At 67.9% G+C, this 14,797-nt stretch carries 11 protein-coding genes; 7 read left to right on the top strand and 4 right to left on the bottom strand.

Going from position 1 to position 14,797, the window contains the following annotated elements:
- Window positions 1-186 precede the first annotated feature (186 nt).
- From H4P35_RS10060 to H4P35_RS10050, 3 genes are read left to right on the top strand one after another with little or no spacing between them, the layout of a single operon-like run.
- Window positions 187-1,185: an aliphatic sulfonate ABC transporter substrate-binding protein gene (locus H4P35_RS10060; protein ID WP_226848865.1), complete on the top strand. Its 999-nt coding sequence runs from the start codon at window positions 187-189 to the stop codon at window positions 1,183-1,185.
- Window positions 1,186-1,203: 18 nt separating this feature from the next.
- Complete coding sequence (locus tag H4P35_RS10055) at window positions 1,204-1,974, top strand: ABC transporter permease (protein ID WP_056316301.1); 771 nt, start codon at window positions 1,204-1,206, stop codon at window positions 1,972-1,974.
- Window positions 1,962-2,750: an ABC transporter ATP-binding protein gene (locus H4P35_RS10050; RefSeq protein ID WP_226848863.1), complete on the top strand. Its 789-nt coding sequence runs from the start codon at window positions 1,962-1,964 to the stop codon at window positions 2,748-2,750. Before H4P35_RS10055 ends, H4P35_RS10050 begins: the two co-directional genes overlap by 13 nt.
- Before the next feature lie 47 nt (window positions 2,751-2,797).
- On the opposite strand, the gene H4P35_RS10045 is transcribed toward H4P35_RS10050, so the two are convergent.
- Window positions 2,798-3,733 carry a LysR substrate-binding domain-containing protein gene (locus H4P35_RS10045; protein WP_226848861.1) on the bottom strand — a complete coding sequence of 312 codons (936 nt, stop codon included), beginning with the start codon at window positions 3,731-3,733 and terminating at the stop codon, window positions 2,798-2,800.
- 94 nt (window positions 3,734-3,827) lie between these two features.
- Between H4P35_RS10045 and H4P35_RS10040 the strand changes: the two genes are divergently transcribed.
- Window positions 3,828-7,439, top strand: a complete 3,612-nt coding sequence (locus tag H4P35_RS10040; protein ID WP_226848859.1) for an ABC transporter ATP-binding protein — start codon at window positions 3,828-3,830, stop codon at window positions 7,437-7,439.
- Window positions 7,440-7,796: 357 nt separating this feature from the next.
- Window positions 7,797-9,683: an ABC transporter ATP-binding protein gene (locus H4P35_RS10035; RefSeq protein ID WP_226848857.1), complete on the top strand. Its 1,887-nt coding sequence runs from the start codon at window positions 7,797-7,799 to the stop codon at window positions 9,681-9,683.
- Window positions 9,684-9,699: 16 nt separating this feature from the next.
- On the opposite strand, the gene H4P35_RS10030 is transcribed toward H4P35_RS10035, so the two are convergent.
- Complete coding sequence (locus H4P35_RS10030; protein ID WP_226848855.1) at window positions 9,700-10,374, bottom strand: DJ-1/PfpI family protein; 675 nt, start codon at window positions 10,372-10,374, stop codon at window positions 9,700-9,702.
- A gap of 108 nt (window positions 10,375-10,482) precedes the next feature.
- Between H4P35_RS10030 and H4P35_RS10025 the strand changes: the two genes are divergently transcribed.
- Window positions 10,483-11,370, top strand: coding sequence for a GlxA family transcriptional regulator (locus tag H4P35_RS10025; protein WP_226849455.1), 888 nt, complete (start codon window positions 10,483-10,485; stop codon window positions 11,368-11,370).
- Between the two features lie 568 nt (window positions 11,371-11,938).
- Here the strand turns inward: H4P35_RS10025 and H4P35_RS10020 are convergent.
- Together H4P35_RS10020 and H4P35_RS10015 are read right to left on the bottom strand one after the other, a co-directional pair.
- Entirely contained in the window at window positions 11,939-12,661 is a 723-nt protein-coding gene (locus H4P35_RS10020) for an SDR family oxidoreductase (RefSeq protein WP_226848854.1), read from the bottom strand.
- The gene (locus H4P35_RS10015) at window positions 12,658-13,650 is read right to left on the bottom strand and encodes a tripartite tricarboxylate transporter substrate binding protein (RefSeq protein WP_226848853.1); all 993 of its coding nucleotides are present in this window, start codon (window positions 13,648-13,650) and stop codon (window positions 12,658-12,660) included. Before H4P35_RS10015 ends, H4P35_RS10020 begins: the two co-directional genes overlap by 4 nt.
- A 103-nt stretch (window positions 13,651-13,753) precedes the next feature.
- On the opposite strand from H4P35_RS10015, the gene H4P35_RS10010 reads away from it, so the two are divergent.
- A complete protein-coding gene (locus tag H4P35_RS10010) occupies window positions 13,754-14,794 on the top strand; it encodes a cyclase family protein (protein WP_226848852.1) in 1,041 nt (346 codons plus the stop codon).
- Window positions 14,795-14,797 lie beyond the last annotated feature (3 nt).

Here is a 14,797-nt window from a genome sequence, read left to right as displayed (position 1 = left end):
TTGCGGCCGCGCCCGCCTTTCCCTTGCTGCCTGCGGTGCGCCGATTAAGCGCCGCTGATGTTGACCATCGCCGCTCCTTATATTCATGCCGCGGCCGGATGCTCGGGTGAAAGTCTCGTCTGCCGCACCCCAGAGTGCCGGCGACATGGAATCCATCGGCCAATCTACAGACAGTAGGGGAAAAATATGAACATGAATCGCCGCGCCATGCTGGTGCGTACGGCCGCGCTTGCGGGCGCCAGCGCCCTGGGCTTTCCGATGATCGGCCGCGCCGCGGGCGCGTCCTACACCTATGGCGGCTCCGCGTGGCTGGGCCATTACTCCGCCTACATCGCCATGAAGACGGGGCTGTTCGCCAAGCAGGGCCTGGACATCAAATGGCAGAGCTTTGCCACGTCGTCCGACCGCATGAGCGCGGTGATGGCCGGCAACATCGATCTGGCGGGCACCGGCGTGGTGTCGTCGCTGGCGCTGATGGCCGCGGGCGCGCGCCAGTTCCAGGTCATCGCGACCCCGAACAACTTTGGCCGCGCCGAGGGCGTGCTGGTGCGCGAGAACGTCAAGTCGGTGGCCGACCTGAAGGGCAAGAAGATCGGCGTCACCTACGCCTCCAGCGCCCACGTGCTGCTGCTGGACGTGCTGCGCCAGGCCGGTCTGAACCCCGACCGCGACGTGGCCATCATCAACCTGCCGGCCACCAACCTGCTGTCGGCCTACCAGGGCGGGCAGATCGACGCCGCCGTGGCGTGGACGCCGGCCTTTGACCGCATCAAGGCCGTGCCGGGCACGCATGTCCTGCTGGACGATACGGCGTTCTCGCTCTACAAGCAGTACGCCATCACCCCGGGTCCCGATGTGCTGCTGACCCATGCCAAGCTGGGCAAGGAGAACCCCGAGGCCGTGCGCAAGTTCCTCACGGCGGTGTTCCAGGCCAATGCGATGCTGACGAACCAGCCCGAGGACGCCGCGGGCGTGCTGCTGGCGCTGACGGGCCTGTCCAAGGACGAACAGCTTGCGGTCATCAAGCAGACGCAGTGGTATTCGGCCGAGGACCAGAAAGCCCTGATGATCGAACCGGGCAACTTCGTGAACGGCATGCAGAAACTGGCCGAGATGCTGGTGACGCTCAAGCAGATCGACCGCGCGCCCGCCGTCAAGGACTGGGTCCAGTCCGCGTATCTCTGAACCCGGGACATTCTGCCTATGTCCGCACGTTCTTCTTCACGCGAAACACGCCTGCTCTGGGTCAGCGTGTTTTCGCTGCTCGGTTTTCTGTTGCTGTGGGAGGGGCTGTGCCGCGCCGGCGCGGTCGATCCCATTTTCCTGCCCGCGCCGTCCCAGGTCCTGGCGCGGGCGCTGTCCATGTCCGACCAGGGCACGCTGTTCTACAACGTGCTGGCCTCGACGCGCCGCGTCATGGTGGGCTTTCTGGCCGCGGTGATCGTCGCGATTCCGCTGGGCATTTTGCTGGGCACCTCGAAGGTGGCGCGCGCCGTCTTCGATCCCATCATCTCGTTCCTGCGCCCGCTGCCGTCCATGAGCTGGATTCCGCTGTCGCTGCTGTGGTTCGGCATTACCGAAACGCAGAAGTACAGCATCGTCTTCATGGGTTCCTTCGTGCCCGCCCTGCTTTACGTGATGGAAGCCTCGCGCAGCATCGATCCGGTGCTGGTGCGCGCCGCGCGCAACCTGGGCGCCAACCGCTGGCAGGTCATGCGCGAGGTGCTGTTTCCGGGCTGTCTGCCGCAGATCCTGTCGGGCATGAAGATCATCCTGGGCCTGTCCTGGACCTGCGTGATCTCGGCGGAACTGGTGGCGTCCAAGGAAGGCCTGGGGTTCATGATCATGAACGGCAAGGAATTCTTCCAGACCGACACGGTGGTGCTGGGCATGGTGCTGATCAGTTTCACCGTGCTGGTGACCGATCTGTGTTTGCGGCTTCTTGAACGGTGGGTGCTGGCATGGCAGCGATAAACGACACGATGATCCGGCTGACGGATGTCTCCAAGGCCTACGGCGACGTGCCCGTGCTGGACAAGGTGAACCTGGAGGTCAAGCGCGGGGAATTCCTGGTGCTGCTGGGCGCCTCGGGCTGCGGCAAGTCGACGCTGCTGAACCTGATGGCCGGCTTCATCACGCCCAACACCGGATCGGTGCAGATCAACGGCAGAGAGGTCACCGACGTGACCGCCGCGTGCGGCATGGTATTCCAGCAGTACGCGCTGTTTCCGTGGCGCACGGTCCAGGAAAACGTGGAGTTCGGCCTGAAGATGCGGGGCATGTCCCGCCAGGAACGTGCGCCGATCGCCCGCCGATTCATCGAGATGGTGGGATTGAAGCACGCGGCGGACAAGTATCCGCACGCGTTGTCGGGCGGGATGAAGCAGCGCGTGTCGATCGCGCGCGTGCTGGCCAACGACCCGGACGTGATGCTGTTCGACGAGCCCTTCGCCGCGTTGGACGCGATGACGCGGCAGGTGCTGCAAGACCAGCTGTTGTCGATCTACGAGCAGAGCGGCAAGACCATCGTCTTCATCACGCACTCCATCGACGAGGCGCTGACCCTGTCGACGCGCATGGCCGTCATGGGATCCAAGCCCGGCCGCATCGTGCAGGACATCCAGAACGACCTGCCACATCCGCGCAGCGCCGACGTGCAATTGTCGCCCCGCTTCGTGGAACTGAAGCGCGCCATCTGGGAGCGCGTGCAGGAGGAAGTCACGCGCAGCATGGAGCTGGCGGCCGACTAATTGCGTGGGGGGGCCCGAGGGGCGCCCCGCCCTTCCCCCACGCCCTGCTACGCGCGGCGGCCTTCCTCGGCCAGAAACTCCACCAGCGCCGGCAACGAAGGATCCATCGGCCGGTTGGCGTGGATGCGCATCACATAGCCCCACGAACCCGCCATGCGCAGGTGGGGCGCCAACGGCACCAGCCGGCCGCTCGCCAGGTCTTCGTCGATGAGCGGCGCGCGGCCCAGCGCGATGCCGACGCCCGCCGCCGCAGCGGCCACCACGGTGCTCAGGCCGCTCAGCACCATCGGGTCCTGCCAGTCGTCCGGGGCCAGACCCAGCCGGGGATGCCACGTTCGCCAGTCGGTCTCGGGACTGTCGATGTGCTTTTCCTCCAGCCAGCGATGGCGCAGAAACACGCCCGGATCGTTGCGCTCGGCCTCGGGCACCAGCGCCGGGCTGCACACCGGCACCACGGTTTCGGTCATGAGCGGGATGTCGCCCGGCGCGGCGATGTGCGGTCCCATCGCGCGCACGTGCAGGAAGGCCAGATCGATGTCCTGGGTTTTCCAGGCCGGATCCTGGCTGGCGTGCAGATACACCTGAATGTCGATGTCCGGATGCAGTTCGATGAACCGCCCGATGCGCGGCGCGAGCCATAGCGCGGCCAGCGAGGGGTTGGCGGACACGTTCAACGTATAGCGCCGCTTGCCGCGGGCGCTGGCCCGGACGTTGCGGCAGGCTGTTTCCAATAGGGTCAAGGCCTGTTGTACGGACGCCAGCAGCGCCGCGCCCGCTTCCGTGGTCTCGGCGCGCCGCACGGTGCCGCCCCGTCGCAGCAGCGGCGCCCCCAGATCGGCCTCAAGCGCCCGCAACTGATGGCTGACGGCGCTTTTCGTGACATTCAGCTCTGCGGCAGCGCGGCTCAGGCTGCCCAGCCGGGCCACGGCTTCGAAGGCGCGCAAGGCGGCCAGCGGCGGAGTGCGGGTGGAGGCGTCGGACATCGGTTGAGTTTATCTCAACCCTTGATTGAAAATTCATCGCTTTCGCATGCAGGCCGGATCGGGGACCATGCAGGCTCTGGATGGAGTAATGGCTATGTATTTCGATTCGAGGCTGTGGCGCCTGACCGAGGGTCTGCGCGCCGGCATGGCGGGCGGCATCTTTCTGGGCCTGCTGGCCCTGGCAGCCGGGATTGCACGCTACGTGTTTCTGGGCCAGCTGCTGGCCCGCGTGTTCGACGGTGCGCCGTGGCAGGACTGGGCGGCGCCCGCGCTGGGCGTGGCGGCCATGGTGCTGCTGCGCGCGTTCCTGGACGACTGGCGCACGGTGCAGGCCAACCGCACGTCGGCCGCCATCCAGCACACGCTGCGCGCGCGCCTCTACGACCGCATCGTCGCGCTGGGGCCAGCGTGGTTCGCCAACCAGCGCACCGGCGGCGTCATGCTCACCGTGGTGGATGGCGTCGAACAGTTGCAGACATTTTTCGGACAGTACCTCCCGCAGGTCGCCATCGCCGCGGCCGCGCCGTTTGCGATCTTTGCCGTCATTGCATTCTGGGACGTGCCGACTGCCCTGGTGTTCCTGGCCGCGGCGCTGTTCGCGCTGTTCGGGCCGATGGCGGTGCACATGCTGGACCGGCGCGCCAGCCTGGCGCGCAGCCGGTCGCTGAACGAATTTGGCGAAGAATTCCTGGACGCCGTGCAGGGCCTGCCCACGCTCAAGTCGTATGGCCAGGGCAAGGCCTGGGGCGAACGGCTGGCCGCCCGCGCGCGCAGCCTGTCGGACAACACCTTCTGGGTCCTGTCCGTCAGCCTGCTGACGCGCGGCATCAGCGACCTGGGCGTGGCGCTGGGCGCCGCGCTGGCGCTGACGCTGGGCGCATGGCGCGTCGCCGCCGGCGACATGAGCGTCGAGGCGCTGCTGATCGTGCTGATGGCGGGCACGGAGATCTTCCGGCCGCTGCGCGACCTGCGCGCGGTGCTCCACCGGGGCATGCTGGGCCAATCGGCCGCCGCCAGCATCCACGCGCTGATGGACGCGCAGCCGCTGACGCCCGCCCCGGACACCGCCATGCGAGCAGGCGCCGTGCGAGCGGGCGCTGCCCGCCTGGCGCCCACCATCGAGTTCGACGACGTGGCGTTTTCGTATACGCCCGAACGCGCCGCCCACCAGGGCTTGGCGTTTCGCATCGCGGCGGGCGAACGCGTTGGCGTGGTCGGCCCCAGCGGCGCGGGCAAGTCCACCATCGTGCGGCTGCTGCTGCGCGAATGCGTGCCGCAAGGCGGCGTGGTGCGGGTCGGCGGACACGACATCAACACGCTGGACACGCAGTTCCTGCTCTCGCACTTTGCGCTGGTCAGCCAGGACATCACGCTGTTTCACGGCACCATCGATGACAACCTGCGGCTAGGCCGCCCAGACGCCACGCATGACGAGGTGCGCGCGGCCGCGCGCGCCGCCAACATCGACGACTTCATCATGGCGCTGCCCGACGGCTACGCCACGCGCATCGGCGAACGCGGCCTGCAGTTGTCGGGCGGCCAGCGCCAGCGCGTGGCGATCGCCCGGGCCTTGCTGCGCGATGCCCCCATCCTGATCCTGGACGAGGCGCTGTCGTCGGTGGACACCGAGAACGAGGCGCTGATTCAGCAGGCGCTTGACCGTCTGATGGCCGGCCGCACGACGCTCATCCTGGCCCACCGCCTGGCCAGCGTGATCGGCGCCGACCGCATCCTGGTCCTGGACCAGGGGCGCGTGGCGGCATCGGGACCCCATGCCGCGCTGATGCGCCAAGGCGGGCTGTACCACCGGCTGATGCACGAACAGGCCGCCGCGCATCGGAATCCCGCCGCGGGCTCACCGGTTGCCGCGCGGCCCGAGACGGCGCGGGCGGCTGTCCCGGACGACGGCAACGGCCAGGGCCCCGCCCTGCGCTCGCTGGACGCCGACGCCGAACAGGTCGGCTGGCGCGCCACGCTGGGCACGCTGTTGTCGGTGGTGCGGCCGTGGCGCGGCACGCTGATTGCGACCTTCCTGCTGGGCGTGGCGCGCGTGGCCGCCTTCATCGGCGTGGGCGTGTTCAGCGCTCTGATCGTGGCCGCCATCCGCGATGGCCGCGAGACCGGCGCGCTGGTCGCTGGCCTCTTGATCGCCGCGCCGCTGGCCGCCCTTTTCCACTGGCTGGAGTCGTGGCTGGCGCACGCAATGGCTTATCAGCTGCTTGCCGACATGCGCGTCAAGCTCTACGACAAACTCGAACGCCTGGCGCCCGCCTATCTGCTGCAGCGCCGCTCCGGCGACCTGGTCGCGCTAGCCACCCAAGACGTGGAGATGGTGGAGTATTTCTACGCGCACACCATCGCGCCGGCCATCGTGTCGATACTGGTGCCGCTGTCCGTGCTGGGCTTTCTGGGGTTCTACAGCTGGCCGGTTGCGCTGGCGCTGCTGCCCTTCCTGGCCTACGCGCTGCTGTCGCCGGTACGCGGCCGCCAGCGCGTGGACGCCCTGGGCGACAAGGCGCGCCAGGCATTGGGCGAAATGAGCGCCCACACCACCGACACCATCCAAGGCCTCGCGGACTTGACCGCCTTCCAGGCCACGGGCCGGCGCCGCGACCAGTTCCTGAAGGTCGCCGACCATTACCGCGCGCGGCGTCTTGCCATTCTGCGCGACCTGTCGCGCCAGACCGCCTGGTTCGAAACGTCGATGGGCCTGGGCGGCCTTGCCGTGGCGGTCGTGGGCGCGTTGCAGGTGCAAGCGGGCGCGCTGTCCGCCGGCATGCTGCCCCTGCTGGTGCTGATTGCGCTGGCCACGTTCCTGCCGGTGTCGGAGATCTCGCAGGTCAGCCGGCAACTGGCCGACACCATCGCCGCCACGCGCCGCCTGCACGTGGTCGCCAACGAACCCGAACCGGTCGTGGACGGCCCCCTGCCCGCGCCGGTGGCGGCCCACGGCCTGTCGGTCGCCTTCGATCACGTCAGTTTTGCCTATCCCGGCAAGCGCCAGGACACCCTGCACGACCTCAGCTTCACCGTGCCGGCCGGCGCCACCGTGGCGATCGTGGGCGCCTCGGGCGCCGGCAAGAGCACGGTGGCCAGTCTGCTGTTGCGCTTCTGGGACCCGCGCGAAGGCGCGGTCAAGCTGGACGGCGTGGACGTGCGGCAGCTCAGGCTCGACGGCCTGCGCGAGCGCGTGGCGCTGGTGACGCAGGACACCTACCTGTTCAACGACACGCTCGAAGGCAATATCCGGCTGGCCCGCCCCGAGGCCAGCCGCGAAGACCTGATGCGCGCGCTGGAACAGGCGGCGCTGGGCGACTTCGTCAAACGCTTGCCCGAAGGCCTGGCCACGCGCGTGGGCGAACGCGGCATGCAGTTGTCGGGCGGCCAGCGCCAACGCATCTCGATCGCGCGCGCCTTCCTGAAGAACGCGCCGGTGCTGATTCTGGACGAGGCCACCTCGCACCTGGACACGCTATCGGAAATGCAGGTGCGCGGCGCGCTGGACGTGCTGATGCGCCACCGCACGACGCTCGTGATTGCGCATCGCCTGTCCACCATCCGCGACGCCGATCTGATCCTGGTGCTGGACCGCGGCACGCTGGCCGAGTCCGGCACGCATGATCAGCTGCTGCGCAAACAAGGCGTGTATGCGCGGCTGGCAAGCCATCAGGGCGGCTACGCGGCCGCGGCATCGCAGGCCGGCTAACGCCGCGTTGAAAAAAACCGACAGCCCCTTCCGTCCCCCCGCACGGCCCGTTGATTCGCCTACATCACTTCGATAGAATCGGCAATTCGGGCCGTTGCCCATTCTTTTTTTCCCCCTCACCCACCGACAGGGAGGCTGCATGATGTACCCCATGCCGAACGCCGTCCCGCGCGTGTCCCCGCGACGCCATTAAGTCGTCGCCCGCGCGGCCCCGTCGCCAGTTCCGTATCTGGCGACCGGTCCGCCGTGCCTATCTGAACCCTTGAACGCAGTGGCCAGCGCCCAATAGGCGCCCGGCGTGTTTTTCCCTCTTTCCTTACAAGGAACCTGGCGCGTTCGTCCCGCCAGACCATGGCAATGGCTAGAAAAAAAATCGACTTTCGAGGACAGGCCTTCAAGGATGTCCTGGGCTTTACCTTCCGTTATTGGGGCCGGCAACCCTTGCGCATCGTGGTCATCGTGGCGCTGGCCCTGCTGTCCGCCGTGGCCGACGTGCTGACGCCGATGTATGCCGGCCGTCTGGTCGACGCAGTGGCGTCGGGCGCGGCCGGCGACCAGCTTGCCTGGAATGCCGCCATCACGGCCTTCTGGCTGCTGGTCGCGCTGGGCGTGGGCGGCACGCTGCTGCGCCAGGCCGTCTTCCAGAACATCATCACCTTCACGCTGAAGATGATGAACGGCATCGCCTCCAACGCGTTCTACCGCGTGCAGCGGTTTTCCACGGACTGGCATGCCAACAGCTTCGCCGGCTCGACGGTGCGCAAGATCACGCGCGGCATGTGGGCGGTGGACCTCTTGAACGACACGCTGCTGGTGGCGCTGCTGCCGTCGGTCGTCATGCTGGTGGGCGCCACCGCCCTCTTGGGCGCGCACTGGCCGCTGATGGGGCTGGTGGTGGGCCTGGGGTCGGTGTTGTACATCGCCGTCACCGCCACGCTGTCGCTGGCCTATGTGGCGCCCGCGGCGCGCCTGGGCAACGCCTGGGACACGCGCATGGGCGGCGCGCTGGCCGACGCCGTCAGCTGCAACGCCGTGGTCAAGGCCTTTGGCGCGGAGACGCGTGAGGAAGCGCGCCTTGACCGGGTCATCGACAAGTGGCGCCGGCGCACGCGCCGCACCTGGATCCGCGCCACGTTCAACGGCGGCATCCAGGGCGCGATGCTGGTGGCGATGCAGGCGTCCATCCTGGGCGCGTCGCTGCTGCTGTGGTCGCGCAACCAGGCCAGCGTGGGCGACATCACGTTCACGCTGACCATGTTCTTCGTCCTGCAGGGCTATCTGCGCGACGTCGGCATGCACATCCGCAACCTGCAGCGGTCCGTCAACGACATGGAGGAACTGGTGTCGCTGGAAAAGCAGCCGCTTGGCGTGGAAGACCGGCCGGGCGCGGGCGCCATCGCCGTGACGGCGGGCGAGATCCGCTTCGAGGACGTGACGTTCCGCTACGGGTCGCACCACACCGCGCTGTACGACCGGTTCTCGGTGCGGATCGCGCCGGGCGAACGCGTGGGCCTGGTCGGCCACTCGGGTTCCGGCAAGACCACGTTCATCAAGCTGATCCAGCGCCTGTATGACGTGAATGGCGGGCGCATCACCATCGACGGACAGGACATCGCCCAGGTAAAGCAGGCGTCGCTGCGCAGCCAGATCGCGATCGTGCAGCAGGAGCCCGTGCTGTTTCACCGGACGCTGGCGGAGAACATCGCCTACGCGCGGCCCGGCGCGTCGCAGGCCGACATCGAGCAGGCAGCCCGGCTGGCCAGCGCGCATGACTTCATCATGGCGCTGCCCAAGGGCTACGACACACTGGTGGGCGAACGCGGCGTCAAGCTGTCCGGCGGCGAACGCCAGCGCGTGGCCATTGCGCGCGCATTCCTGGCCGACGCGCCCATCCTGATCCTGGACGAAGCCACGTCCAGCCTGGACAGCGAAAGCGAGGTGCTGATCCAGCGCGCGATGGACCGCCTGATGGAAGGCCGCACGACGCTGGTCGTGGCGCACCGCCTGTCGACGGTCCGCGCGCTGGACCGCCTCTTGGTCATGGACCATGGCCGCGTAATCGAGGAGGGCAGCCATGACGCGCTGATCCGCTTGAAGGGCGGCCTGTACCGGCGCCTGTTCGAGCGCCAGGCGCTGGAGCTGACGAAGGGTCTGGACCCGGCCGAACTCCTGGAAGACGGCGCCGTCCCGCCGCCCGCGCAGGCGGACGACGTGGACGCTGCCTCGCTCGCCTTCGGAAAGTGATGCTGGCGCGGCGCGGTCAGGGCATGGCCGCCGCCGCCCTGTCCACCGCCGCGCGGCGCCGCTCGAAACGCGCCTGCGACATCGCCAGATAGCGTTCCACGATCGCCGGGTCCGACGTCTTCGGCGTGCCGCCCGGGAACGGCGGCTTCGGGTCGTACTCGATCTGCAACTGGATCAGTTTGGCGACGTCCTCGCCGCAGAGCGCCGCCACCACCTTCAACCCCATGTCGATCCCCGACGTCACGCCGCCCGCGGTGAACACGTTGCCATCCACGCACAGGCGCTCGTCGCTCGGCGTGGCCCCGAAACGGGACAGCAGTTCCCGCGCGCGCCAGTGACTGGACGCCCGCTTGCCCCGCAGCAACCCGGCCGCGCCCAGCAGCAAGGAACCCGTGCAGATGCCAAACAGATACTTGGCGCCCTGCCCTTGCCTGCGTGTGAAATCCACCCATTCTGGGTCGACGATGGCGTCATCAGTGCCCGGCCCGCCCGGCACCACCAGCAAGTCGCAAGGCTGCGCCGATGCGATCGTCTGCGTGGGCACGAAGCACAATCCCCGGTCGCAACGCACCGGTTCCATCGTTTTTGCGACAAAATCCACCGTAAATCCCGGCGCGTTCGCCAGCACTTCGTACGGCCCGGTCATATCAAGCTGGGTCAGCCCTTCGAACAAGACGATATTCACCTTCATGACGATGCTCCCATGGAAACGCCAGAACCCAGCATAGGCGAACGCGCCACGCACGGCGCGCCAGAATGCGCGCCAAATGCGCCAATCGCGCCAATCGAGCCACAACGCGTGATGTTCGTGCTGTACGACGGTTTCCAGCCGCTGGACCTGGCCGGACCGTGGCAGGCCTTCAGCTCGGCCAACGAAGAGGCGGGCCGCCAGCTGTACGCCCTGCACACCATCGCGGCGACGCCCATCGTCGCCACGTGGGAACAGGGGCTGCGCATGCAGGTCGACGGCACCTTCGAGGCCGACGGCGATGCGCCCATCGACATGCTGCTGGTGCCCGGCGGCCCCGGCGTCGACCGGGCCGCGGCGCACGGCGAAACACGCGCCTGGCTGCGGCGGCGCGACGCCGGCACGCGCCGCACCAGCAGCGTCTGCACCGGCGCGTTCGTACTGGCGGCGGCCGGACTGCTGGACGGCCGCGCGGTCACCACGCACTGGCGGTCGGCCGACCGGCTGCGCCAGCTTTACCCCGGCCTGCGCGTCGACGACGACCGCATCTTCATCGAAAGCGGCAAATACTGGACGTCAGCCGGCGTCACAGCCGGGATCGACCTGGCGCTGGCGCTCATCGAGCGCGACTTCGGCGCCGCGCTGTCCCAACAGGTCGCGCGCCGCCTCGTCGTCTTCATGCGCCGCAACGGCGACCAGCGCCAATACAGCCAGACGCTGCGGCTGCAGGACCGCGTGGCCGCGCCGTTTCGCGAACTGGTCGAAAAAATGGAAGCGCGGCTATCGGCCCGCTGGTCGGTGGACGACATGGCAGACGCCTGCCAGATGTCGCGCCGCACCTTCCAACGCAAGTTCGCGGCCCACTTCGGCGTCGCACCCACCGAAGTCCTGCGACGCCTGCGCGAGGAGCGTGCCGACGCCTTGGAGAGCGCCGGCAAGATGACAAGGAAGGCCGTCGAGCAACACGTGGGCCCGGTGCACAAGCGCCCACGGCAGTAATGGCTAGGCAGCGTCAGATCGTCGTAGGCCGCCCGACGTTGCGGTCCCCGTGGTCGGGGCAGCACATCTGCGCGGCCGCCGATCGTCCGCCGCTGCCGGTGTCTGACACCCTTGGTAGATGAACTTGATATGAAGCCAATCTCACCAGGGTGTCAGACACCTGACGCAGAAACACCAGGAGCAGAAGCAGCCACACGCGAAGCGCCATCGCGACGACGCAAGACACCGCGTAAGCCCACGAAGGCCGCCCGCGCGGCCGCCCGTGGGCGGGCCCCGCAAGATCATTCTCTACCACCCAACTGCGTGCAAGAACCTAAAGAACCCAACTCCCCCCGCCGCCCGAAAAGATTCAACCATAGAGCCCGGTGTGGCGTGGGCCTGGGGTGGGCGGGGCGTTTAGATGCGCCCGACGGAATCCGAAGGCAGCCGCCGGAGGCGGCAACGAGGATGAGGATGGGGCAGTCCGGAGCGAAGGCTCCGGACCGCAATCGGAGCCCCGCCCGCCCCAGGCCCACGCCGCGCCGGGCGCCTAAAGAACCCAATCCTTTACCAGCAACAGCACTCCAACCTATCCCACCAACCCCACCGACATCCCCCCACAAACATAAAGCACCTGCCCCGTCACAAACCCAGCACGCCGATCCAGGAACATCGACACGGTATGCGCCACCTCATCCGGCTGGCCGACCCGCCCCACGGGAATCGCCGCCTCCAGTGCCAGCGTCTTCGGCGCACCCGGCGGATTGGATTGATTGAACAGCTCGGTCGCGACAGGCCCCGGCGCCACGGTGTTCACCGTGATGCCATCGCCCGCCAGCTCCAGCGCCCAGGTTCGCGTCATGCCGGCCAACCCCGCCTTCGACGCCCCGTACACCGACCGCCCGCCCTTGCCCAGCGCGGCCCGGCTGCCGATGTTCACCACGCGCCCATACTTCGCCTGCCGCATCCCTGGCAGCAGCGCCTGCATCAGCAGGATCGGCGCGGTCAGGTTCAGCGCCATCGTGCGCGCCAGTTCCTCTTGCGTGATGTCCTCGATGTTGGCGACCTGGATCATGCCCGCGTTGTTGACCAGATTCAGCACCGGCTGCTGCGCCGCAAGCTCGCGGGCGGCGGCAATGGTTGCGGCCGCGTCGCACAGGTCCACCGACCGGAACGTTTCCCCCGGCAGCAGCGTCTCGGGCGACGTACGGCTGAAATTGACGACCTGAAAGCCGTCTTCGATCAGGCGCGCCACGATGGCGCGGCCGATTCCCCGGCTGGCGCCGGTGACGAGAGCGATGGGTGGGTTCATTGCGCCTTGATTCCCTGGTCTTTGATGAGCCCGCCCCACTTCGTGCGTTCGGCGGATTCGAATGCGGCAAGATCCGCGCCGAACAGCGTACCCGGCTTGGCGCCCATGGTGGCAAAATTGGCGGCGATGGCCGGCGTCTGCAACCCGCTGCGCGCGGCGGCGATCAACTGGTCGACGACCGGCTGGGGCGTATTGCGCGGCGCGTACAGCGCGAACCACGCCGTCACGTCAAAACCCGGCAGCCCCGACTCGGCAACCGTGGGCAAGTCCGGCACCGACGGATCCCGCGCGGCCGAGGTCACGGCCACCCCGCGCACCAGATTGCCGTCCTTGATCTGCGCCAGCGCGCCCGGCAGGTTGTCGAACAGCAGGTCCACCTGCCCGCCCGCCACCGCCGGCAGCGAGGCCGACGAGCCCTTGAACGGCACGTGCAGCATCGTCACCCCGGCCATGGCCTCGAAGTACGCCCCCGTCAGGTGTACGGACGAGCCGATGCCCGGCGATGCGTACGTCAGTTTCTTGTCCGGCGACTGCTTGGCGGCCCGGATCACGTCCGCCACCGTCTTGTACGGCGACTTGGCGCTCACCGCGATGACGTTCGGCGTGGTCGACACCAGCGCGATCGGCACCAGGTCGCGTTCGGGATCGAACGGCATGTTGCTGTAGAGAAACTGATTGATCGTCTGCGTGCCGATCGTGCCCAGCCCCAGCGTGTAGCCGTCCGGCTTGGCTCGGGCCACGTACGCCATGCCGATATTGCCGCCCGCCCCCGGCTTGTTTTCGACCAGCACCGTCTGCTTCAGGCCGGGCTGCAGCGCGTTGGCGATGGCGCGGCCAAAGAGGTCTGCACCGCCGCCGGGCGGATACGGCACGACGACGGTCACGGGATGCTCGGGATAGCCCGCTGCGTGGGCTGCGGGTAGCGCCAGAACGGCCAGCGCGGCAAGGGCAATGCGCCATCCGGCGCGCGGCTGCGGCAAATGCGTCATGGTCTCGTCTCCTATCGAACCCGCTGATTGCGGATTTCTTTTTAAAGTACGTAAATACGTACTATATTCATAAGAACATAGAAAACCGACAGGAGACAAGCAGATGAAACGCTGGACGCAACGCCCCGAAGGTTCCACCTGGGGCGACTTCGGCCCCGACGACGAACTGGGCCGCCTGAACCTCCTGACCGAGGAAAAGGTGCTGCAGGCGGTGCGCGAAGTGCAAGCCGGCAAGGTCTTCTGCCTGTCGCTGCCGCTGGATCTGCCCGGCGGCAGCGTCCTCAATCCCCGCCGTCACGCGCCCACGCTCAAGCCCACCTTCCGCGAGGGCACGCCTTATTTGAACTTCGCCATGTCGCAGGTGCAGCCCGAGGCGGTCGACGTCCTGTCGGACGATCAGGTCACCCTGTCCATGCAGTACTCCACGCAATGGGACGGACTGTGCCACGTGGGCGCGATGTTCGACATCCAGGGAGACGGCCAGGCGCGACGCGTCTACTACAACGGCTACGCAGCCGGCGTGGACGTGTTTGGCGGCGCGGATCCCGACGACTCGCAAGCCCCCTGCTGCCCGCCGGGCGGCTCCTTTGCGCGCAAGCTCAGCGTCAGCCGCTACGCCGAAAAAGGCATGCAGGGCCGCGGCGTGCTGGTCGATCTGGCGCGCGCGTTTGGCCCCGGCCGCACCCTCGTCGGCCATGACCAGCTACAGGCTGCCATGCGCGAGCAGGACGCCGTGCCCGAGGCCGGCGACATGCTGGTGCTGCGGACCGGATTCGCCGAAGCCATCGTGGCCATGAACGGCCAGCCCGATCCGCACAAGCTTGAGGAAACCGGCGCGGTGCTGGACGGGGCCGACCCCGCCCTGCTCGACTGGATCACGCAGTCCGGCATTGCGGCGATCTGCGCCGACAACTATGCGGTGGAGGCCTATCCCGCGCGCACCGCCGGCCCGGGCCATTCCATCCTGCCGCTGCACCATCATTGCCTGTTCAAGCTGGGCGTGCCGCTGGCCGAGCTGTGGTACCTGAAGGACCTCGCCGACTGGCTTCACGCGCACGGCCGCAGCCGGTTCCTGCTGACCGCCCCGCCCTTGCGCATGCCCGGCGCGGTCGGTTCGCCCGTGACGCCCATTGCCACGGTGTAAGCC

Source organism: Achromobacter sp. 77 (assembly GCF_020541125.1).
In the GTDB taxonomy this organism is placed as follows: domain Bacteria; phylum Pseudomonadota; class Gammaproteobacteria; order Burkholderiales; family Burkholderiaceae_B; genus Achromobacter; species Achromobacter mucicolens.
The sequence above is the reverse complement of the archived record's forward strand: the minus strand, read 5'-3'. Positions and strand labels throughout refer to the sequence as shown.

Coding starts and splice junctions, on each gene's coding strand:
- H4P35_RS10060 (WP_226848865.1), top strand. CDS start 187: ATGAACATGAATCGCCGCGCCATGCTGGTGCGTACGGCCGCGCTTGCG.
- H4P35_RS10055 (WP_056316301.1), top strand. CDS start 1,204: ATGTCCGCACGTTCTTCTTCACGCGAAACACGCCTGCTCTGGGTCAGC.
- H4P35_RS10050 (WP_226848863.1), top strand. CDS start 1,962: ATGGCAGCGATAAACGACACGATGATCCGGCTGACGGATGTCTCCAAG.
- H4P35_RS10045 (WP_226848861.1), bottom strand. CDS start 3,733: ATGTCCGACGCCTCCACCCGCACTCCGCCGCTGGCCGCCTTGCGCGCC.
- H4P35_RS10040 (WP_226848859.1), top strand. CDS start 3,828: ATGTATTTCGATTCGAGGCTGTGGCGCCTGACCGAGGGTCTGCGCGCC.
- H4P35_RS10035 (WP_226848857.1), top strand. CDS start 7,797: ATGGCTAGAAAAAAAATCGACTTTCGAGGACAGGCCTTCAAGGATGTC.
- H4P35_RS10030 (WP_226848855.1), bottom strand. CDS start 10,374: ATGAAGGTGAATATCGTCTTGTTCGAAGGGCTGACCCAGCTTGATATG.
- H4P35_RS10020 (WP_226848854.1), bottom strand. CDS start 12,661: ATGAACCCACCCATCGCTCTCGTCACCGGCGCCAGCCGGGGAATCGGC.
- H4P35_RS10015 (WP_226848853.1), bottom strand. CDS start 13,650: ATGACGCATTTGCCGCAGCCGCGCGCCGGATGGCGCATTGCCCTTGCC.
- H4P35_RS10010 (WP_226848852.1), top strand. CDS start 13,754: ATGAAACGCTGGACGCAACGCCCCGAAGGTTCCACCTGGGGCGACTTC.